This is a genomic window from Actinomadura sp. GTD37 (assembly GCF_041951365.1).
Taxonomy (GTDB): domain Bacteria; phylum Actinomycetota; class Actinomycetes; order Streptosporangiales; family Streptosporangiaceae; genus Spirillospora.
Window position 1 is genome coordinate 96,417 of record NZ_JBGNUS010000001.1, and the last position, 20,225, is coordinate 116,641.

The 20,225-nt window shown below is 72.1% G+C and carries 19 protein-coding genes; 8 read left to right on the forward strand and 11 right to left on the reverse strand.

Features of this window, described 5'->3' with window-relative positions:
• Positions 1 to 536 precede the first annotated feature (536 nt).
• Positions 537 to 1,787 (reverse strand): hypothetical protein, encoded by a 1,251-nt coding sequence (locus ACA511_RS00355; protein ID WP_375021961.1) that lies wholly within the window; start codon positions 1,785 to 1,787, stop codon positions 537 to 539.
• A 266-nt stretch (positions 1,788 to 2,053) separates the two neighbouring features.
• Positions 2,054 to 2,488, reverse strand: coding sequence for an acyl-CoA thioesterase (locus tag ACA511_RS00360; RefSeq protein ID WP_375021962.1), 435 nt, complete (start codon positions 2,486 to 2,488; stop codon positions 2,054 to 2,056).
• Between the two features lie 75 nt (positions 2,489 to 2,563).
• Here ACA511_RS00360 and ACA511_RS00365 point away from each other — a divergent pair, with 75 nt between their 5' ends.
• Complete coding sequence (locus ACA511_RS00365; RefSeq protein WP_375021963.1) at positions 2,564 to 3,298, forward strand: FadR/GntR family transcriptional regulator; 735 nt, start codon at positions 2,564 to 2,566, stop codon at positions 3,296 to 3,298.
• A 76-nt stretch (positions 3,299 to 3,374) separates the two neighbouring features.
• On the opposite strand, the gene ACA511_RS00370 is transcribed toward ACA511_RS00365, so the two are convergent.
• From ACA511_RS00370 to ACA511_RS00400, 7 genes are read right to left on the reverse strand one after another with little or no spacing between them, the layout of a single operon-like run.
• Positions 3,375 to 4,604, reverse strand: a complete 1,230-nt coding sequence (locus ACA511_RS00370; RefSeq protein WP_375021964.1) for a cytochrome P450 — start codon at positions 4,602 to 4,604, stop codon at positions 3,375 to 3,377.
• 8 nt (positions 4,605 to 4,612) lie between these two features.
• Complete coding sequence (locus ACA511_RS00375) at positions 4,613 to 5,878, reverse strand: amidohydrolase family protein (protein WP_375021965.1); 1,266 nt, start codon at positions 5,876 to 5,878, stop codon at positions 4,613 to 4,615.
• Complete coding sequence (locus tag ACA511_RS00380; RefSeq protein ID WP_375021966.1) at positions 5,875 to 6,672, reverse strand: class II aldolase/adducin family protein; 798 nt, start codon at positions 6,670 to 6,672, stop codon at positions 5,875 to 5,877. Before ACA511_RS00380 ends, ACA511_RS00375 begins: the two co-directional genes overlap by 4 nt.
• Before the next feature lie 15 nt (positions 6,673 to 6,687).
• Positions 6,688 to 7,914: an ABC transporter substrate-binding protein gene (locus ACA511_RS00385; RefSeq protein ID WP_375021967.1), complete on the reverse strand. Its 1,227-nt coding sequence runs from the start codon at positions 7,912 to 7,914 to the stop codon at positions 6,688 to 6,690.
• Between the two features lie 10 nt (positions 7,915 to 7,924).
• Positions 7,925 to 9,070, reverse strand: coding sequence for a zinc-binding dehydrogenase (locus ACA511_RS00390; RefSeq protein ID WP_375021968.1), 1,146 nt, complete (start codon positions 9,068 to 9,070; stop codon positions 7,925 to 7,927).
• Between the two features lie 30 nt (positions 9,071 to 9,100).
• Entirely contained in the window at positions 9,101 to 9,646 is a 546-nt protein-coding gene (locus ACA511_RS00395) for an HD domain-containing protein (protein WP_375021969.1), read from the reverse strand.
• Between the two features lie 8 nt (positions 9,647 to 9,654).
• Positions 9,655 to 11,346, reverse strand: a complete 1,692-nt coding sequence (locus ACA511_RS00400) for a thiamine pyrophosphate-binding protein (RefSeq protein WP_375021970.1) — start codon at positions 11,344 to 11,346, stop codon at positions 9,655 to 9,657.
• A gap of 278 nt (positions 11,347 to 11,624) precedes the next feature.
• Between ACA511_RS00400 and ACA511_RS00405 the strand changes: the two genes are divergently transcribed.
• Positions 11,625 to 11,891, forward strand: a complete 267-nt coding sequence (locus ACA511_RS00405; RefSeq protein WP_375021971.1) for a hypothetical protein — start codon at positions 11,625 to 11,627, stop codon at positions 11,889 to 11,891.
• 26 nt (positions 11,892 to 11,917) lie between these two features.
• Here the strand turns inward: ACA511_RS00405 and gdhA are convergent, their stop codons facing one another.
• Positions 11,918 to 13,294 carry an NADP-specific glutamate dehydrogenase gene (gene gdhA, locus ACA511_RS00410; protein WP_375021972.1) on the reverse strand — a complete coding sequence of 459 codons (1,377 nt, stop codon included), beginning with the start codon at positions 13,292 to 13,294 and terminating at the stop codon, positions 11,918 to 11,920.
• A gap of 159 nt (positions 13,295 to 13,453) precedes the next feature.
• Positions 13,454 to 13,813 (reverse strand): DUF488 domain-containing protein, encoded by a 360-nt coding sequence (locus tag ACA511_RS00415; RefSeq protein WP_375021973.1) that lies wholly within the window; start codon positions 13,811 to 13,813, stop codon positions 13,454 to 13,456.
• Between the two features lie 119 nt (positions 13,814 to 13,932).
• Between ACA511_RS00415 and ACA511_RS00420 the strand changes: the two genes are divergently transcribed.
• The 6 genes from ACA511_RS00420 to ACA511_RS00445 all read left to right on the forward strand — a co-directional run bounded on the left by ACA511_RS00420 (position 13,933) and on the right by ACA511_RS00445 (position 20,193).
• Positions 13,933 to 15,204, forward strand: a complete 1,272-nt coding sequence (locus tag ACA511_RS00420; protein WP_375021974.1) for an MFS transporter — start codon at positions 13,933 to 13,935, stop codon at positions 15,202 to 15,204.
• A gap of 316 nt (positions 15,205 to 15,520) precedes the next feature.
• The gene (locus tag ACA511_RS00425) at positions 15,521 to 16,375 is read left to right on the forward strand and encodes an ABC transporter permease (RefSeq protein ID WP_375021975.1); all 855 of its coding nucleotides are present in this window, start codon (positions 15,521 to 15,523) and stop codon (positions 16,373 to 16,375) included.
• Positions 16,372 to 17,124 (forward strand): ABC transporter ATP-binding protein, encoded by a 753-nt coding sequence (locus ACA511_RS00430; RefSeq protein ID WP_375021976.1) that lies wholly within the window; start codon positions 16,372 to 16,374, stop codon positions 17,122 to 17,124. Before ACA511_RS00425 ends, ACA511_RS00430 begins: the two co-directional genes overlap by 4 nt.
• Positions 17,121 to 18,833 (forward strand): FAD-dependent oxidoreductase, encoded by a 1,713-nt coding sequence (locus ACA511_RS00435; RefSeq protein WP_375021977.1) that lies wholly within the window; start codon positions 17,121 to 17,123, stop codon positions 18,831 to 18,833. Before ACA511_RS00430 ends, ACA511_RS00435 begins: the two co-directional genes overlap by 4 nt.
• Positions 18,830 to 19,240 (forward strand): 4Fe-4S binding protein, encoded by a 411-nt coding sequence (locus tag ACA511_RS00440; protein WP_375021978.1) that lies wholly within the window; start codon positions 18,830 to 18,832, stop codon positions 19,238 to 19,240. The genes ACA511_RS00435 and ACA511_RS00440 overlap by 4 nt, the downstream gene beginning before the upstream one ends.
• Positions 19,237 to 20,193, forward strand: coding sequence for an ABC transporter substrate-binding protein (locus ACA511_RS00445; RefSeq protein WP_375021979.1), 957 nt, complete (start codon positions 19,237 to 19,239; stop codon positions 20,191 to 20,193). Before ACA511_RS00440 ends, ACA511_RS00445 begins: the two co-directional genes overlap by 4 nt.
• Positions 20,194 to 20,225: the final 32 nt, after the last annotated feature.

Consider the following 20,225-nt stretch of genomic DNA (forward strand, 5'->3'; position numbering starts at 1 on the left):
GCGCGATGGCCGCCGGCGGGAAGGGCTGTTCGGGGACTCGTGCAGATGCCCCGGCGAGGGACCTAAGGCCGGCACGACCGCCCGGCGATGCCGCTCTGCGCAGCTATCTGGCCCGGCACCGGCTCAGACGTGAAGGTGTTGACAGCGGAGGACGCCGCCTTCCACGAGAAGGTCGCGCGTGGGAGCCGGGACTGTGATCGCCTTCTCCTGGGTGGACGGGTCCCGCAGACCAGGGTCAGGTCGCGGTGCTGGCTCGGGTGTCGTCCGCGCGGATGAAGTCGGCGCGCATCGTGAAGTTCGCATCCCCTCGGCGCGACCTTGAAGCGCTGACGCCTCCGGCCGGTCTGGCCGCCGTCCGGACCTCGATGGCACGGCCGATCACCGCGGCCACGATCCCGGCCCGCTCCGCGATGGTGAACGCCCCGCCGCCCACCAGGAGGATCTGGTGACGGCCTCGGAGGTCGTACGCGATGCGTTCGGCGTGTCCGGCCCTCGGGCCTCCTGGACTGGCGGGAGGCCCGAGGGCCGGGGAACGGTCAGGACGCGACATCTAGGAACATGGTGGTCTCCCAGATGCTGCCGTCCGGGAGTCGCGCCGTGAGGGTGGGGGCCGCGAAGTCGCTCACCTCTGAGGTTGTTCCCTGGAAGGTCGCCTCGGACTGGCCCGCCGGGATGGTCACCTCTGCGGGGAGCTGAACGACCGGGTCGCTGCTTTCGAGCTGCACCGTGATCGGCACGCTCGTGGCCGTCCCGAGGCGGACCGTGGCCACGAACGGCTGCCCGCCGGTGACAAGCCACGGCTCAACGTCGAACCCGACGAGCCCGGGGTGCACCCGGACGGTGTGGCTCCGCGTTCCCACTCCCTCGATGTTCGCCGTGATGGTGACGTCGCCGTCGATATCGGACGGCATCGAGACCTGGACCTGAGATGTTCCGGCGTCGCCTTCCATGTATTGCCGAGGACTGGGCGGGGACTGGAGTTTCGGGTTATCCGAACTGAAAGTGACCGTGATTCCACCGTGCGGCACGGGGTTCGGCAGGTTCAGACTCATGTTGTAGTAGGTCCCGCCGAACGTCTCGGGAGGTCCGGTGAAGCCCCAGTCGCCTGGGTCATAATTCCAGGCCAGAAGTTTGATGGTGGCACTGAGACTCTGGCCTGGGAGCTTGGCGGTCACGGTGACGTCCGCATCCGCGGGAATGCGCGTGCTCTGCGCCAGCGACCCGGCTATACCGAGAGTGCCGCTGGGAATCGTGATGCTGGCCGGCAACTTCAGGGCCGGGTTGTCGCTCTCCATCGAGATGACCATCCCGCCCTTGGGCGCCGTGCCGTTGAGACCGATATCGAGGAATACGCTGTCGCCGCTGTAGGCCGACGGAGAGCCGCCGAAGGCGAGGAACCTCAGCCCGGGTTGCAGGGTGACCGGCTGCGTCAACGTCCCGCCGCGCAGCTTCGCCGTCAGCTCGACGGTGAGGTCACCGTTCATGTAGTCCGGCTGGTGCGTCCGGATCGGGAAGGGCGCCTCGGTCGCTCCGGCGGGCACCACGACGCTGTCCGGCACGCTCACCCAGGACGTGTCCGCGGACGTCATCGCCACGACGAGCGGAACCGGCGACGGGCAGCTCACCCTCACGACGCCTTGCGCCTCTCCCCCCGAATGGATCTTCTCGCTCGGCAGGTCGAGCGCTTTGAGCCAGGGGCCGCAAACAGTGGGCGCCACGTCGGCGACGGCCGGTGATGCCAGGCCCGAGAATCCGAGCATGACGGCCGCCAGCGCGACCAGGGCCACCCTCCATCTTCCTAAACGATTCACGATCCCGCCCTCTCCGAAACAGTGCATACCGGGCCAAGATCGTAAACGAGTGGGAGCTGCCGCAACGTCACATCTTGGTAGCGCTGCCGCGGTAGCGGAAGCGGACCGCCTCGGCCGGGGTCGCCGCCGTCCGGACCTCGGGTGAGGGCGGCGACCGCGGCGATGCCCGCAGGAGCGTGGCCGGTATGCCGCTGGCGCGGATCAGTTGCTCGCGTTCGTGGTGGAATCCGACGGGTCGGCCCTTACCCGCTGAGTTGCGCACCGCCCTCCGTGAGGAGGTCGCGCATGGGGGCGGGGACGGGGACTGCCTTTTCCGGGGTGGACGGGTCTACGCAGACGAGGGTCAGGGTGGCGGTGCTGGCTCGGGTGGCGTCCTCGCGGATGAAGTCGGCGCGCATTTCGAAGCTGGTGCGGCCTACGCGGGTCGCGTAGAGGCGGCATTCGACCTGGTCGAAGAGGGTGATGGTGCGCTCGTATTCGGCCGTCGCCGCGCGGGTGACGACCGCCACGCCCAGGCTGGACGGGAGGTCGTCGAAGCGGAGGCCGTGCAGGAACCACCATTCGGTGTGGGTGCGTTCCATCCAGCGCTGGTAGTTGGCGTAGTAGACGATCCCGGCGGGATCGCAGTCGCCGTACGACAGGCGGAACGTCACACTGTGCACTGGCTCGTCCGGCAATGTCGCTCCTCTTGCAGATGCTAAGATTTAGATGTTAAGGGCCGTCCGGCCCATCGCACTCATGACGGGGGATCGGTGGAGGGTACGCGCCCCGCGCGCATTCGCCAGCCCCGCCTCGCCGACATGGTCGCCTCCGTCCTGCGCGAGCGGATCGTCAGCGGCGAGCTGGCCGACGGGGAGCTCATCGGCCCGCAGGACGACCTGCTCGCCGAGTTCGGCGTCAGCAAGCCGTCCATGCGGGAGGCGCTGCGCATCCTGGAGTCCGAGGGGCTCATCACCGTGCTGCGCGGCAACAAGGGCGGCGCCGTCGTGCACGTCCCGCGCACGGAGACGGCAGCGCAGGCCATCGACCTGGTGCTGCGGTCCCAGCAGTCGGCGCCCGACGACATCGCGGTCGCGCTGGTGCGGCTCGAACCGGTGTGCGCCGGGCTGTGCGCCGAACGTCCCGACCGGGCGAGCAGCGTCATTCCCGCGCTGGAGGCGGCGCAAAGGGACGTCGAGGCCAACCTGGACGATCTGATCGGCTTCGTGCGCACCGCCCGCGAGTTCCACGCCCAGCTCGTGTTCGGCTGCGGCAACGCCGCGATGGCGGTGGCCGTCGGCGCGCTCGAACGGCTCTGGACCACCGCCGAGCAGGAATGGGCGGGCGCCGCCGCCGGCCGCGGCGAGTTCCCCGGCCTCGACCAGCGCTCGGACGGCGTGCGGGCGCACCACCGGCTGATCAAGCTGATCGCGGCCGGTGACGCCGCGGGCGCCGAACGCGCCGCGCGGCGCCACCTGACCGCCGCCCAGTGCCACGTCCTCAACTAGCCCGCTCGTCCCCGCTTGCGTTGACCTGCGGCGTGTTGTTGTTATCGGCCGTGCCATAACAACAACACGCCGCAGGTCAACGGGGGGACTGGGGTGGCGCCGACCAGGTGAGCGGTAGAGCGGACGGGCCCCACATCATGAACGAGTCGGCTCGGCGCGGGTCGCCGTCCAGGTGCAGGTCGGGGAGTCGTTCGCCCAGGAGGCGCAGGGCGATCCGCGCCTCCAGCCGGGCCAGGGCCGCGCCGGGGCAGAAGTACTGGCCCACGCCGAACGACAGGTGCCGGCGGCGCAGGTCGTTCAAATCTCGGTCCAGCCGGAACGTGTCGGGGTCGTCCCATGCCTCCGGGTCCCGGTTGGCGGACGCGTAAAGCCCCTGCACCTTGGAGTTCTCCGGGATCTCGACGCCGTGCAGGACGACCGGACGGGTGTTGGTGCGGTACAGGCCGAGGACGGGCGGGTCGTAGCGGAGGCTCTCTTCCACCGCCACGTCCACCAGTTCGGGCCGCGAAGTGACGTCCTCCCAGAGGCCGAGGTCCAGGAGACGCCACACCGCGTTGGCGATGAGGGACGTCGTGGTCTCGTTGCCGCCGACCAGAATCAGCAGGATCAGCGGCAGCAGTTCGTCGTCGGTGAACGGGCGGCCGTCGTTGTCGGCGGTGAGGAGGGCGGTGAGCAGGTCGTCCGGCAGCGCCTCCGCGCCGTCGGCGGCCAGCACCTCGCGGCGCCGCGCCAGGATCCCGGCGAAGTAGCCGTCGATCTTGGCTCGGGCCGCGCCCTGCACCGCCGGGTCGGCCGCGTTCTGCCCGGCCATGAACTGGTCCGACCACTCCTTGAAGTCGGCCTGGTCGGAGGACGGCACGCCCAGGATCTTCGCGATCACCTGGACGGGCAGCGGGATCGCGAACGCCTCGCACAGGTCGGCGCGGCCGTCCGCGGCGAAACCGTCGATCAGCCCGCCGGCCGTCGCGGTGATCCAGTCCTCCAGCGCGGCGGTGCGGCGGGCCGTGAACGCCGACGTCACCAGCTTCCGGTAGACGGTGTGCTCCGGCGGGTCGGACTTCAGCCCGCCCTCCCGCAGGTAGATCGGGCCCTGGCCCCACTCCGACGACCAGAGGCCCCAGTCGTCGAAGAACGCGGTGACGTCGGCGTGCCGCGACAGCGTGTAGAACCCGTTGTCGCCGAACCCCGCGTGGTAATGCACCGGGCACTTATCCCGCAGCGCGCGGTGCGCGGCGGCCGGGGCCTCCAGCACCTCCGGGGAGAACGGGTCGTACTCCCCGGAGGCGCCGGAACCCGACGAACGCATGATCGTCATCAGAACGCGTTCGGGTCGGCCTGGACTTCGGCCGGGACCGGGAACCGGTACAGCTCCGCCGCGTTCTGCCAGGTGAAGCGGCGCACGTCCGCCTCGGGCAGCCCGCCGATCTCCGACTCGATGACCGCCTGCGTGTTCGGCCATGTCGAGTCGCAGTGCGGGTAGTCGCTCTCCAGCAGGATGTTCTCCACGCCGATGCGGTCGCGGAGCACGAACGACGACTGGTCCTCCACGGCGCAGAACCAGAAGTTGCGCTTGAGGACCTCGGCCGGGGTGAGGCCGATGTCCTTCGTCCACGTCCCGTACATGTCGTGGTAGCTGAGCATGTGGTCGAGCCGGTCCATCAGCCCGGCGACCCAGCCGATGCCGCCCTCGCTCAGGCAGATCTTCAGGTCCGGGTAGCGGACGGGCAGCAGCGAGTACAGCCAGTCGACGGCGGCGAACATCGCGTACCCGAAGAACAGCACGCCGACCGTGTCCGGCGGGGCGTCGTCGGCGGTCGCCGGGGACGTCCCGGACGACCCGATGTGCAGGTTGACGACCGTGCCCGTCTCCGCGCAGGCCCGCATGATCGGGTCCCAGTACCCGGTGTGCAGGGACGGCAGCCCGAGCTTCTGCGGCGCCTCCGAGAACGTCACCGCCTTGAACCCGCGCTCGGCGTTGCGGCGGATCTCCTGCGCGCCGAGTTCCGGGTCGAGCAGCCACGGGATCTGGCAGGGGATGATCCGGTCCGGGTACGAACCGGCCCACTCCTCCAGATGCCAGTCGTTCCACGCCCGCACGGACGCGAGCGCCAGATCGGTGTCGGACGTCGTGAGCTGGAGCCGCTGCCCCGCGAACCCCGGCAGGAACGACGGGAAGTTCAGCGACGCGTAGATCCCGGCGAGGTCCATGTCCTTGATCCGGTGGTGGATGTCCCACGCGCCGCGCCGCATCTCGTCGAACCGGGACGGCTCGAAGCTGTACTCCGACACGGGACGTCCGACGACGGCGTTGAACCCGACGTTCGGGAACTCCTGGCCGTCGTACACCCACACCTCGGCGCCGTCGTCGCGCTCCACGACCTTCGGGGCGCGGTCGGCGAACTTCGCCGGCAGCCGCCCCTCGAACGTGTCGGGCGGCTCCACGATGTGGTCGTCCACGGAGATCACCGTGTACTTGCGGTCCTGGCGCTCGGGCTCCGGCAGCCAGGTGGGGCCCTCGGCGCCCTTGCCGCCGGTGGTGAAGCTCGTGTTGGACGCGAGGTCGTCGATGTTGATGCTCATGGGTCCACCACCTCCGGGTGGTCGCGGAGCAGCGCGCGCACCGCGCCGTTCCAGAAGAAGTCGGTTCCGCGTTCGAGGAGCGACGCCTTCATGCTCCGTCGCAGGCTAGGCGCCACGAGGGTGTGGTCCCGTCCGGAGACCAGGACGTCGTACATGAGGCGGCACTGCCGGTCGAGGGTCGCGGCCCGGTACGTCGCCTCCTCCACCGACGGGCCGGTCACGATCACGCCGTGGTTGGCGAGCAGCACCACCGACTTGTCGCCGATCCGGTCGGCGAGGTCGGCGCCGAGGTCGGCGGTGGCGACCTCGCCGGTGTACTCGTCCACGAAGGCGAGGTCGCCGTCGAACATCGACCCGGTCTGGTGCAGGAACTCCGGCAGCACGCCGAGCGCCGCGAGCACCGTCGCGTAGTACGGGTGGTTGTGCACCACGGCCCCCACGTCGGGGCGGCGGCGGTGCAACTCGGTGTGGATGTGGATGGCCGGGGTGACGTCCCACTTGCCGTCCACGACCTCGGCGTCGGGCGACACCCGGCAGATGTCGGACGCGGTGATCTCCTCCCACCACAGGCCCCACGGGTTGATCAGCAGGTCCTCGGCGCCGTCCACCCGGACGGTGATGTGGCCCGCGATGTTCTCGCTGAACCCGGTCCGCCCGAGGATCCGGAACGCGCACGCCAGCTTCTGCCGGTCGTCGAGGTCCCTGCCGATCGGCGGCATCACCCGGGGCGTCCATTCGGCGGCGCCCCCGGCGACCGGCGCCGGCGCGGACCGAGGCCCGACATCCAATGTCACGGTTCCTCCCATCTGTCAGCCGCACGCCGGCTGGTACACCGGCCACTGCCGACCCGGCTTGCTGTTCTCGAACTGCATGAGGATCAGGCCGCAGAGCCCGTCGGTGCCGCTGTGCTTGCCCGGCTTGAACGACAGGGTGTAGCCCTTCTGCCCGAAGGACGACGGGTAGCCCGACACCTGCTCAAGGCCCTTGTTGATGGACTCGCCGTCCACCTTCGTCCCGGCCTTCTCGATGGCCTTCGCGAGCATCCCGACCGCGTCGTACGCCTGCGCGTCGTAGGCGGTCGCGCTCGCCGTCCCGCCGCGCTTGCCGGACAGGAACTTCTCCAGCGCGGCCGTCTTCTCGTTGTCCTTCGTGATGGACCCGACGAAGACGAGCTTGTCGAGCGCGCCCGGCTTCGCCTGGTTCCACAGGTCCGGCTGGTTGCCGATGGACGCGAGCGAGAAGCGGTCCGCGTCCGGGATGAGCTGGTGCGTGGTGTTGTGGACGAGCACCTCCATCTGCCCGCCCAGCGCCGCGACGAGCATCGCGTCCGGCTTCGCCCGCTTGATCCGGGTGACCTGCGCGGTGACGTCGCTGGCGTCCACCGGCGCCGTCTCCGTCGCGACGATCTCGATCCCGGCGTCCTTGATCGGGGTCATCAGCGCCTTCTCCATCCCGGCGATGGACGCGCTGTCGTCCTTGAACAGGGCGAGCCGCTTGTACCCGGCCTTCTTGAACGCCTCCGCGTAGACCCTGCCGAAGTCGGCGGTCGGGTTCGCGAGCGAGTACGTGTACGCCGAGTTCGGGCCGTCGCCGATGCCGGGCGTGATGTTCACCGGCGCGATCGCGGGCACCTTCTGCTGCTTGAGCAGCGCCTGCACCTGGAGGACGGACTGCCCGCCGGAGTTCATGATGAGCGCCTGCGCGCCCTGGCTGAGCAGCTGCCGGACGACGGTCGGCGCCTTCGTCGCGTCGTTGTCGTCGCTCTTGACGATCAGTTTCAGCTTCTTGCCGCCGATGCCGCCGCCGTCGTTGACCTCGGCGACCGCGTCCTTGATCGTCTTGCCGACGATCGAGGCGTACGCGGCGGCGCCGCCGGACAGGTCCTGGTCCATGCCGATGACGATCGTGCCGTCGTCGGCCTTGACGGAGCCGGACCCGGACGCGCACGCGGTCAGCGCGAGGGCGGGCAGCGCCGCCGCCGCCAGCGCGACGGCCTTGCCCGCTCTACCGCGCTGCCTCGGGAAGATTCCTGCCATGGGGGCCCTCCTAGGGGTGGGTTGGAGGCGGGGGGACGGGATCGGGGGTGATCACGACGCTCACCGGTCTGGCGCCGGGCCGGTCCCCGGCGAGGGTCTCGACGGCCTCGGCCGCGTCCGGGAGCGCGAACGTGTGGGTGACGAGGCGGTGCAGCGGCCGGTCGCCCGCCTCGATCAGCGCGACGGCCCGGCGGAACGACGTGTGCCCGACCGCCCGGACGCCCTGGACGCGCAGCCCCTTCACGACCACGTCGTCGCTGACCCAGCCGGGCACGGGTCTGCCGCCCTTGAGCCCGGCGAGCACGACCGTCCCGCCGCGCCGGGCGATCGCCATCGCGTCCAGCACGGTCGTGGTGTCGTAGGACGCGACGTCGATCACCACGTCGGCCGGGACTCCCCCGGCCGCCGCGAGGACCTTCTCCGGGACGCCGCCCCCATCGGCCTCCACGGTCGCCGTCGCGCCCAGTTCCAGCGCGAGGTCGAGCTTGTGCCGGTCGGACGCCAGCCCGGTGACGATCACCTGGGCGGCGCCGGCCGCCCGCGCCGCCAGCACGCAGGCCAGGCCGCGCTGCCCCGCGCCGAGGACGACCACGCAGTCGCCCGCGCGGGTGCCGGGCACCTCGACCGCCCACTCGACGCCCGCCGCGAGCGCGTTGAACGTCGCGGCGGTCGTCGGGTCCACGGCGTCCGACAGCCGGTGGACGACGCTGTTCGGGTGCAGGTACATGCGGTCGGCGAACCCGCCCCACAGCGCGGGCGGGATCTTCGCGGGGATGAACCCGTAGCTCATCGGATAGTGGTCCCATCCGGCGCACAGCGTGTACCGGCCCGTCCGGCACTCGCGGCACGCGCCGCACGGAAGCGCCGGCTCCACCGCGACCCGGTCGCCCTCGGCGAGGCCCCAGCGCCGGGCCGCCCTGCCGCCGATCGCCGCGATCCGTCCCACGGGCTCGTGCCCCGGGACGAACGGCGAGGTGGGGCCGATGGAGTCGAACAGCGCACCGCTGTACTGCTCCACGTCCGTGCCGCAGATGCCGCACGCCTCGACGGCGAGCAGCGCGTCGTCGGGGCCGACGTCCGGGAGCGGCAGCTCCACGACGTCGAGGTTGCGCGGAGCGCGCTGGAGCACGGCGCGGGCCGTCCCCGCCGTCCTCATTCGGCGGCCCTTCTCATCCGGCGGCCCGCCTCATTTGGTGATGGTCCGGACGCCGCCGAACACCCGGCGGACGCGGGGCGCGAAATGCTCCAGCGGCGGCGTGTCGAAACCGGGGTCGAAGGCGACCTGGTCCCATTCGTCCGCGAACCGGATCGCGTCGGCGTACCAGGGCTCGTCCTCGAACATCTCCCGCTCGGCCGGATCCCAGCCGAAATGGTGGCCGTAGTGCGCCGCCTCGAACGTCTGGTGCGCGTGGATGACCTGGTAGACCTCCTCGCACACGTACGGCCGCAGGATCTCCGCCGCGACCGCCGCGTGGTTCGCCGTCGAGATCACCTTGCCCATGTCGTGGCAGAGCGCCGCGACGACCATCTCGTCGTCCGCGCCCGCCGCCTCCGCGTGCGCGGCCGTCTGCAGCGAATGCCGCAACTGGTCCACCGCGAAGCCGTCGCTGAACGCCGACAGCGCCGACAGCATCGGCAGCACCCGTCCGGGCGCGTCCTCCTGCGTCTTGAGGGTCTCGCCGCGGATGTACAGCCACTCCTCGCGGGTGCCCTGGTCCATTCGGGTGAACATGTGCCTCCTTACCGGTAGCGCGGCCGGAAGTCCGGATCCGCGGGGTCGAGCCCGTTCTCGTGCTCGGCGAACCAGCGCGTCCGCACCGCCCGGGTGAGCCGGGCGTCGACGAGCACCGGGCCGGACGGATCGGCGATCAGTTCCTTGAGGTCGTCGAGCTCACCGGGCGTCCGGACGGTCACCGCCCGCGCGCCGAACGCGCGGGCCACCGCCGCGAAGTCGGGCCGCGGGATCAGCGACAGCCCGACGTCCATGCCCCGGTGCAGCATGTTGTGGTACTCGTAGCCGAACGCGCCGTCGTTCATGACGACGACCACGAGCCGGAGCCCGCGCCGCACCGCCGTGTCCAGTTCGGCGAGGTTCATCATCAGCGCGCCGTCCCCGGTGACGGCGAGCGTCACCCGCTCGGGCCGGGCGGTCGCCGCGCCGATCGCCGACGCCAGCCCGAGGCCGATCGAGCCGAAGTTCACCGGGAACACGAACCCGGACGGATCGGGCACCGACAGGCCCCGGCACGGCTCCGACAGCGCCGCGTGCCCGCCCTCGACCACCAGCGTCCGCTCGCGCGGAACCATCCGCTCCAGCGCCGCCACCACGGTGTGCGGATCGAGCCCGGTCTCGTCGCTGCCGTCCGGGTACTCGGCCTCGTAGTCGTACTCGGCCAGGCGGCGGGCGGTCTCGTCCGTCCGCCATCCGGGCTTCGCCGCGGCCGCTTCGGCGAGCATCGCGGCGAACGCCCGCGCGTCGCCGAGGATCCGGTGGTCGGCGGGCGTCCACTCGCCGAAGACCTCGGGCCGGACGTCGTTGTGCACGATCACGGGGTTCCCGGCGAGCATCCGGCCGCCGTCCACCGTGAACGAGTTGAGCGAGGCGCCCACCGCCAGCAGCAGATCGGACCGCCTGATCAGCTCCCGCCCGACCCCGGTCGCGAACCCACCGCACACGCCGACGTCGAACGGCTCACCGGCGAAGAAGCCCTTGGCCTTCAGCGTGGTGGCCAGCAGCGCGCCCGTCCGCCCGGCCAGCGCCACCAGCTCGTCCCGCGCGCGGGCGGCGCCGCGCCCCGCGACGATCACGGGCCGCTCCGCCTTCCCGAGCGCCGCCGCGACCTTCGCGACCTCTTCGGGCCGCGGCGCCGGCGCCGGCGTCCGATCCTCGCGGAACGTTCCAGGCCCGTCCCCTGCCGCCAGGCCCAGCAGCGGCGTCGGGACGTTCAGGACGATCGGCCGCCGCTCGGTGAACGCCCGCCGGACCGCGCGCACCACGTCCGCGACCGCCGACTCCGCCGAATGCACCTGCTGGAAGCCCGCGCCGGTCGGCCGGACCACGTCCTCTTGGTCGATCGCCTGCGGGTTGCGCCGGTCGCCCGGCGGCGTGTCGGCGGCGATGAGCAGCATCGGCGTCCCGGCCCGTGCGGCCTCGGTGAGCGCGGTCACCGCGTTGGTGAGCGCCGGCCCGTGCGTGACGGTCGCGACCCCGAGCCGTCCGCCGGCCCGCGCGTACCCGTCGGCCATGAGCACGGCGCCGTCCTCGCGGGCCGCCGCCACGTAGTCCGCGCCGTGCTCGCGGACCAGCACGTCCAGGATCGGGAGGTTCCCGTCCCCGAGCACCCCGAACAGGCATGACACCCCGTGCTCGGCGAGCGTTCCCGCCACCGCCTCGGCCACCCGCATCCGCGCCTCCCAGCACACATCCGGCACTGGTAGGGACTATCTTATAAAAGAAAGCCACCAGTCAAGGGTCTACCGGGGTGCGGTTGACGGGTCGCATCGCGAGATGACGTCTTACGTCGGTGTATGAGCGATCTGGTGACGAGGTGCTCCGCCCAGGGCGGCGAGCGCGAGCGGCTCACGACCGCGCGCGGAGAGATCGAGTTTGAGCGCACCTAAGAGATCGTGCTGCGGCACCTGCCGGCCGCGCCGGACCCTATGCGCCGTGCCCGGCCGGACGGGGCCACCGCGTCGAGCACCGCGACCTGATGCCGCCGCACGTCCAGCGGCTGCGCGAGGCCGCCGACCGCCACCGGCCCGCGCAGCTCCGCGCCGAACTGCGGTCGGCGGGCCTGCGGGTCGCCGACCTCGGCAGCGTCGAAGGGCCCGCCTACCTGCTACAGGACGTCGCCGAGCGGATGGCCGACCCGCTCGGCCGGACGGTCGTCCTGGAGACGGCGCGGGCGATCGAGCGCGTCCCCGGACTGCTCGGGATCGGCCCGCATCTGCTCGCGACCGGCGTCCGTCCGACCTAGCGGAGGCCCGGCTAGATGAGGCCCTGCTAGATGAGGCCCTGGGCGAGCATGGCCTCGGCGACGCGTTCGAAGCCCGCGATGTTGGCGCCGACCACGTAGTCGCCGGGGGCGCCGTAGCGTTCGGCCGTCTCGTAGCAGGTCTCGTGGATGTTCGTCATGATCGAGTGCAGCTCCTCCTCCACGCGGGAGAAGGACCAGGCGGCGCGGCTCGCGTTCTGCCGCATCTCCAGCGCGCTGACGGCGACGCCGCCCGCGTTGGCGGCCTTGCCGGGGCCGAACGCGACGCCCGCGTCCTGGAAGATGTGCACGGCCTCCGGCGTGGTCGGCATGTTGGCGCCCTCGGACACCGCCTTGACGCCGTTGCGGACGAGGACGCGCGCCGCCTCCGCGTCCAGTTCGTTCTGCGTCGCGGACGGCAGCGCGATGTCGGCCGGGACGTCCCACACGCGGCCGCCGGGGACGAACCGGGCGGACGCCCCGCGCAGCTCGGCGTAGTCGGAGACGCGGCCCCGGTCGACCTCCTTGACGTGCTTGAGCAGGTCGAGGTCGATGCCCTTCTCGTCCACCACGTAGCCGCCGGAGTCGGACACGGTGATCACGTTGGCGCCGAGCTGCTGGGCCTTCTCGATCGTGTAGATCGCGACGTTCCCGGAGCCGGACACGACGATCTGCTGGCCGTCCAGGTCCTCGTCGCGGCGGCGGAGCATCTCGGACGTGAACATGACGTTGCCGTACCCGGTCGCCTCCGTCCGGCAGGCGGAGCCGCCCCACAGCGCGCCCTTGCCGGTCAGCATCCCCGCCTCCCAGCGGTTCGTGACGCGGCGGTACTGGCCGAACAGGTAGCCGACCTCGCGGCTGCCGACGCCGATGTCCCCGGCCGGGACGTCGGTGTGCTCGCCGACGTGCCGGTACAGCTCGGTCATGAACGACTGGCAGAACCGCATGACCTCCTCGTCGGAGCGGCCGTGCGGGTCGAAGTCGCTGCCGCCCTTGCCGCCGCCGATGCCGAGCCCGGTGAGCGCGTTCTTGAAGATCTGCTCGAAGCCGAGGAACTTGACGATGCCGAGGTTCACCGTCGGATGAAAGCGGAGCCCGCCCTTGTACGGCCCGAGCGCCCCGTTGAACTCGACGCGGAAGCCGCGGTTGACGTGGATCTCACCCTTGTCGTCCTGCCAGGGCACCCGGAACATGATCTGCCGCTCCGGCTCGATCACCCGCTCGACCAGCTTGGCGGTGGCCAGCCCCGGCCGCGCCGCCAGCACCGGGCCGAGGGACTCGAGTACCTCGTGGACGGCCTGGTGGAACTCCGGCTCGCCCGGGTCCCGCCTGAGAACCCTGTCGTAGGACTCTTCCAGGGCGGCCAGTGTCTCGGGTGGCGCCGGCAGACGGGGGGCCAGTGGCATGGTGAGGTTCCTTCCTTCAGTCCCCTCCACTCTAAAACCTGCGTTTCACCGCCTGAGACGGGGTGACCGCAGGTCGGAACCCGTCCACGGCTGACAAGCATCCCGGAAGAGCCCTGGGCCGCGGAGAAATCCCGCGCGGACGACCGTCGCGGAGGCCGGTCAGGTGGAGCGGGCGCGGAGGCGGGTGGCGAGGACGGCGGCCTGGCTGTGGTCGATGTCCTTGGTCGCGGTGAGGAGGGTGATCGTGCCGCCTGCGGCGAGTTCGCGGAGCCGGTCGAGGGCGGCGGCGCGGTCGGGGTCGCGCAGTTCGGCGTCGTAGCGGTCGGTGAACTCGCCGAACTTGTCCACGTCGTGGCCGTACCACTTGCGCAGCTCGGTCGACGGGGCGACGTCCTTGGCCCACTCGTCGAGGTGGGCCTTGTCCTTGGACAGGCCGCGCGGCCACACGCGGTCGACCAGCACCCGCTTCCCGTCGTCGGACGAGACCGGGTCGTACACCCTGCGCAGCTTGACGTCCATGCTTCCTCCCAGCCTCACCTATACCCGGCCCGCCGGGTCGATGCGCGGGTTCTGTCGGTGCGCGGGTTCTGTCGGTGCCGGGTCGTACGCTCGGGCCGTCCGACCGTCGGGGAGGCCGCATGCCGGAGACCGGAGAGCCGCGCGCCGGGGAGCCGGAGACCGCGCGCCGGACGCCGTTATGGCGGCTCACTCCGGCGCAGCGGCTGCTGGAGGGCGGGGCGCTGCTGAACTCGCTCGCGTTCTTCGCGGCGATGCCGTTCGCGCCGCTGTACCTGAGCGAGCACACGGGTCTCGGCAAGCCCGCCGTGGGCGCGGTCGTCGGGGCGGTCGCGCTCATCGCCGCGTTCGGCGGGCTGCTCGGCGGCATGATCGTCGACCGGCTCGGCGCGGTGCCGCTGATGCGGGCCGGGCTGGTCTGCTACGTCGCCGTGTACGGGCTGCTGGCCTCCGTCCGCGAGGCGCCGGCGATCGTGGTGCTGTTCCTGCTGCTCGGCGGGGCGCGGCTGATGGTGGAGCCGGGCGCGAAGAAGCTGCTGTCGCACGCGGCCGACGAGTCCCCCGAGCATGCGGAGGGCCGCGTGTTCCGCGTGCGGTACATGACGCTGTGCGCGGGGGCCATCGGCGGGCCCGCGATCGGCGGCGCGCTCTACCACGTCGATCCGGTGGCGTTCTTCGCCGTGCCCGCGTTCTTCTACGCGTCCTACCTGGTCCTCGTGCTCGTGCGGAACCGCGACCTGGTGGCGTTGCAGCCGCCGCGCGGCGGGGGAGCCGCGCCGTCCGCGCGCTCCTCGGTCGCGGCCACGCTGCGCGACCGGCGGCTCCTCGCGATCGTCACCGGCGGCATCGTGGTCTTCTTCGTCTTCTCCCAGCTGGAGTCGATGATCCCGCTCTACATGAAGGAGCAGTACGGCGACCGGACGGAGGGCTACTTCGCGGCCCTGTTCATCACCAACGCCGTCCTCGCCCTGGCGCTGCAGCTCCCGATCGACCGGGTGTCGGGACGGATCGGCCGCACCGCGATGATCGTGCTCGGCGCGGCGAACTTCACGCTCGCGTTCGCGTGCTTCTGGGCGAGCCCGTCCGGCCTGGCCTGGCTGTACGCCGGGATCGTCTTCTGGACGATCGGCGAGGGCATCCTGCTGCCGATGCCCGACATGGCCGTCCACGAGATGGCGTCCGACGAGCACAAGGGCGCGTACTTCGGCCTGTCGGAGGTGCGGCAGCTCGGCTTCTTCCTCGGCCCCTTCACCGGCGGCCTCCTGCTGGACGCCGGGACGGCGCCGTACTTCCTCGTCATGGGCACGTTCGTCTTCCTGTGCGTCCCGCTGCTGATGCGCCGCGCCTCCGCCGCCCCGGCGCCCGCCGCCGACCAAGCCGTCCGAACTGCCTGAGACCTGCGGGTTGACGGCGGCACCGCTATTTCCTATTATTTTGGTATGGAAAGTAGGTCAGGGCTGACGGTTCGCCGTCACGTCGACTTCAAGCGCACCTGCAGCGCCACCTGTCCCTGACATCGGTCCACGACCCGAGCCGCGATGCACACGGACCGCCCCGTGATCACCGGCCGTGAGCGCCGGACCGCGGGCCGCCCGGCCCGGGAGCGCCTTCCCCACTTCCGCCCGTCCCGGCCGCCTGTTCACGTTCCGGGCTGTTTCGCCATGCCCGCTCGCGCGTCGCCGCGGGGGCCGCCTTCCCGTAGGAGAGACCATGACGGTCACCGTCACCCGTCCGGACAAGATCGCCGCACTGCCCGCACGCGGAGACCCCCGTGCCCCCGACCGGCCGCCCGCGGCCCTGCTGCTGCGGCGGCTGGCCGGGCTCCGCCGGTGGAGCGGGATCGTGCTGATCGTGGCCGGCTGGCAGGCCCTGGACGCGGTCGGCCTGCTCGGCCGGACGGTGCCCGCGCCGCTCGGGATCGCCGCGGCGGCGGGCGGGCTGATCGCCTCCGGTGAGCTGCCCGGCAACCTGCTCGCGTCGCTGGAGCGCGTCGGCCGCGGGCTCGCCATCGCGCTGCCCGCCGGGCTCGTCCTCGGGCTGCTCGCGGGCGGCACCCGGCTCGCCGAGGACCTCGTCGACGCGCCGATCCAGGCCGTCCGGCTGCTGCCCCACCTGGCGCTCGCGCCGGTGTTCATCATCTGGTTCGGGGTGGACGAGTCGTACAAGACCGCGCTGATCGCCAGCGGTCCGATCTTCCCGCTGTACCTGAACGTGTTCCACGGGCTGCGCGGCGTGGACGCGCGGCTCGTGGAGTCCGCGCGGTCGTGCGGGGCGAGCCGCTGGGAGATGGTCCGCCGGGTCGTGCTGCCCGGGGCGCTGCCGCAGATCTTCGTCGGGCTGCGGCTCGCGCTCGGCTCGGCCTGGCTGTCCCTGGTCGTCGCCGAGCAGACCGCCACCTACCGCGGCCTCGGGTTCATGCTGAACGACGCCCGCGAGTTCATGCGGATGGACGACATCTTCGTCGTCCTCGTCGTCTACGCGCTGCTCGGCCTCGGCACCGACGCGCTGATCCGGTTCCTCGAACGGCGGACGCTGCGGTGGCGGCGCGCCTTCACCGACACATGAGCGGCGAGGCGCGGACGGCGGGCGCGGGAGCCCGCGGGGTGCGGCGCGTCTTCGACGGCCGGACCGTCCTCGACGGCGTGGACGTGGAGATCGCCGCCGGCGAGTTCGTCGCGCTGCTCGGCCCCTCCGGATGCGGGAAGAGCACGCTGCTGAAGGCGATCGGCGGGCTCGACTCGGGCGCGGAGGGCGAGTTCCGGGTGCCCGCGTCCCGGTCGATCGTGTTCCAGGAGCACCGGCTGCTGCCGTGGGAGCGGGTCTGGCGGAACGTGGCGCTGGGGCTCGGCGGCGGTCCCGCCCGGAAGCTGCGCGAGCGCGCCGTCCGGGCGCTGTCGGAGGTCGGGCTCCGCGACCGGGCCGACGCCTGGCCGGGCACCCTGTCCGGCGGCGAGGCGCAGCGCGTCGCGCTGGCGCGGTCCCTCGTCCGGGACCCGGAGCTGCTGCTGCTCGACGAGCCGTTCGGGGCGCTGGACGCCCTGACCCGCCTCAAGGCCCAGTCGCTCGTCGCGGAGCTGTGCGCGCGGCGGCGCCCGGCCGTGCTGCTGGTCACCCACGACGTGGACGAGGCGCTGCAACTCGCCGACCGGATCCTGATGCTCGGCCACGGGCGGATCGTGCGGGAGATCCCCGTGGACGTCCCGCGGCCCCGGTCGATCGACCATCCCCGATTCCGCGCGCACCGGCACGAAATTCTCCGCGGCCTGGGCGCCGAGCCCGGCCCGGCCACCACCACTGCACAGGAGGACGCATGAACGACCCGGCCGGTATCGAGGCCAAGCCCGTGTCCGTCGACGGGGCCGCGCCCCTCGACGGGAACCGGCCCGTTCCCATCGAGAGGCACCGCGTGCGACGCCGCGCGGTCGCGCCGCCCGCCGACCTGGACCTCTCCGCCGACGTCCTGGTGATCGGCGGCGGCCCGGCGGGGACGTGGGCCGCGCTGAAGGCGGCGGAGGACGGCGCCCGCGTCGTCCTCGCCGACAAGGGCTACTGCGGGACGAGCGGCCCGACCGCGTCGTCCGGCACCGGCGTGTGGTTCGTGCCGCCGGATCCCGAGGCGCGGGAGAAGGCCGTCGCGCACCGCGAGGCGCTCGGCGGCCACCTGCACGACCGCCGCTGGGCGCACCGCGTCCTCGACCAGACGTACCGGAGCATGATCGAGCTGGGCGAGCGGGGCCGCTACCCGTGGCCGTCCGCGCCGGACGGCCGGATCGTGCGGCGCGGCGTCCACGGCCCCGAGTACATGCGGCGGCAGCGGATCCGCGTCCAGCAGGCGGGGGTGCGCGTCCTCGACCACAGCCCGGCGCTCGAACTGCTCGTCGACGCGGACGGCGCGGTCGCGGGCGCCGCCGGGCACCGCCGCCAGGAGGACGTGACGTGGCGGGTGCGCGCGGGCGCGGTCGTCCTCGCCGCCGGCGGCTGCGCGTTCCTGAGCCGGGCGCTCGGCACGAACGTCGTCACCGGGGACGGCGCGCTCTTCGCGGCCGAGGTGGGCGCCGAGCTGTCCGGCATGGAGTTCTCCAACCACTACTCGATCGCCGCGGAGTTCGCGTCGGTCACCAAGGGCCGGTTCTTCTCGCAGTCCACGTTCTTCCACGAGGACGGCACCGTCCTGGAGGGCGCGGGCAGCACCCGCGGCCGTTCGGTCATCGGGCGGACGCTGCTGAAGGAGAAGGTGTTCTGCCAGCTCCACTGGGTGGACGAGGCGACGCAGCGGTTCATGCGCAACGCGCAGCCGAACTTCTTCCTGCCGTTCGACCGGCGGGGCATCGACCCGTTCACGCAGAGGTTCCCGGTGACGTGCCTGCTGGAGGGCAGCGTGCGGGGCACCGGCGGGGTGCGGATCGTCGGCGACGACTGCGCCACGTCCGTCCCCGGCCTGTACGCGGCGGGCGACTCGGCCACCCGCGAGCTGGTCTGCGGGGGCTTCACCGGGGGCGGGTCGCACAACGCGGCGTGGGCCGTCTCGTCCGGGACGTGGGCGGGACGCGGCGCCGCGCGGCACGCCCGCGCGATCGGCGGGGACGCGGGCCGGCGGGCCGTCCACGCGACGGGCGAGGCCGGGCTGCGCCCGACCGGCGCGCAGGGCTCCCCGGAGCAGTACAAGGAGGTCATCGAGCTGGTCCAGGGCGAGGCGCTGCCGTACGAGAAGAACTGGTTCCGCACCGGGGCGCGCATGACGGCGTCGCTCGGCGCCCTCGACGACGGCTGGGCGGAGCTGCGCTCGTCCCTGGCGGCGCCGGGCGCGGAGGCGCGCCGGGCGCGGGAGGCGGCGGCGATGACGGCGTTCGCCCGCTGGATGTACTCCTCGGCGCTCGCCCGCACCGAGACGCGCGGGATGCACAAGCGGGAGGACTTCCCGAAGCTCGACCCGGCCCAGCACCACCGGCTGCTGACCGGCGGGCTGGACGAGATCTGGGTGGCGCCGGAGCCGGTCCGCCCGTTCGCGGTGATGGCGTCGTGATCGAGGTCGTCAGCGCGGAGCGCTGCATCTCCTGCGACCGCTGCGTCGAGGTGTGCCCGACCGACGTCTTCGACACCGACGCCGACGGCATCCCCGTGATCAGCCGGCAGAGCGACTGCCAGACGTGCTTCATGTGCGAGGCGTACTGCCCCGCCGACGCGCTGTTCGTCGCCGTCGACCGGACCCCGCTGCCCGCCGGGTCGCCGCTGCGCGACGAGGAGCACCTCGCCGCGACCGGCCTGCTCGGCAGCTACCGCAGGGAGCTGGGCTGGGGCAAGGGCCGCGTGCCCGTCGCCGGCCTGGACTGGTCGTACGGCGTCATCGGCTACGACGGCCAGAACAGCATCTTCCCCCCGGAGGCGACCGTCGTCCCGGCGACGGACTCCCGACCCGAGAGAGAGACATGAGACTGAAGATCCGGACCGTCCTCGCCGCCGCGTCAGCGCTCCTGCTGGCCGCCGGGTGCGGCGCGGCCGAGGGCTCCTCGGGCGGGGACGGGACGACGCTGCGCATCGGCATCATCAGCCCGCGCAACGCCCTGTACGACCCGCTCGGCTACCTGCACGCGAAGGGGCGGCTGCTGGAACTGCTCAAACCCGCGGGAGTGACCGGCATCAAGGTGCTGGGCTTCGGCAAGGGCCCCGACCTCAACCAGGCGCTGCTCGCCGGGTCGCTGGACGTGGGCATCCTCGGCGACACCCCCGGCATCGTCGCCAAGGCCCAGGACGTCGACACCCGCCTGATCGGGCAGGAGCGCGTCGGGATGGACGCGGCGATCGTCGTCCGGAAGGGCGGCCCGACGACGGTCAAGGGGCTCGCGGGCAAGCGCGTCGCCACCACGACCGGCGGGTACACGCACCGCTACCTGCGCGGGTTGCTCAACCGGTACGGCGTCGAGGCCGAGATCCAGAACGTCGCCGGGCCCGACCAGTTCGCCGCGCTGCGGAGCGGTTCGGTGGACGCGGTGGCGACGTCCCTGGAGAGCGCCCTGCTCATCATGGAGAAGGGCGGCTTCCCGGTCATCGACACGTCCGAGAAGCGGCCGGAGCTCCAGGGCAACAGCATCACGGTCGCCACCGCCTCGTACGTGAAGGCGCGTCCGGGCTTCCCGAAGGTGTGGCGGGCCGCGCTGGACACGGCGGCGAAGGCGGCCGTCGCGGACTGGGACGGGTACCTCGCCTACTACGCCGAGGCGCGCGGCTACTCGGTGGAGATCACCCGCGCGGCGTCCCGGAAGGACCAGTACACCGACGCGCAGCTCAGCCCCGCCCTGCTGAAGGGGCTGGAGGGAACGAAGCAGTTCCTGCTGAGCGAGAAGTACATCAAGGAGGACGTCGACCTCGACGCGTGGGTGAGCTGACCGCCATGCTCCTCCGCCGGGGCGAGGGCCCA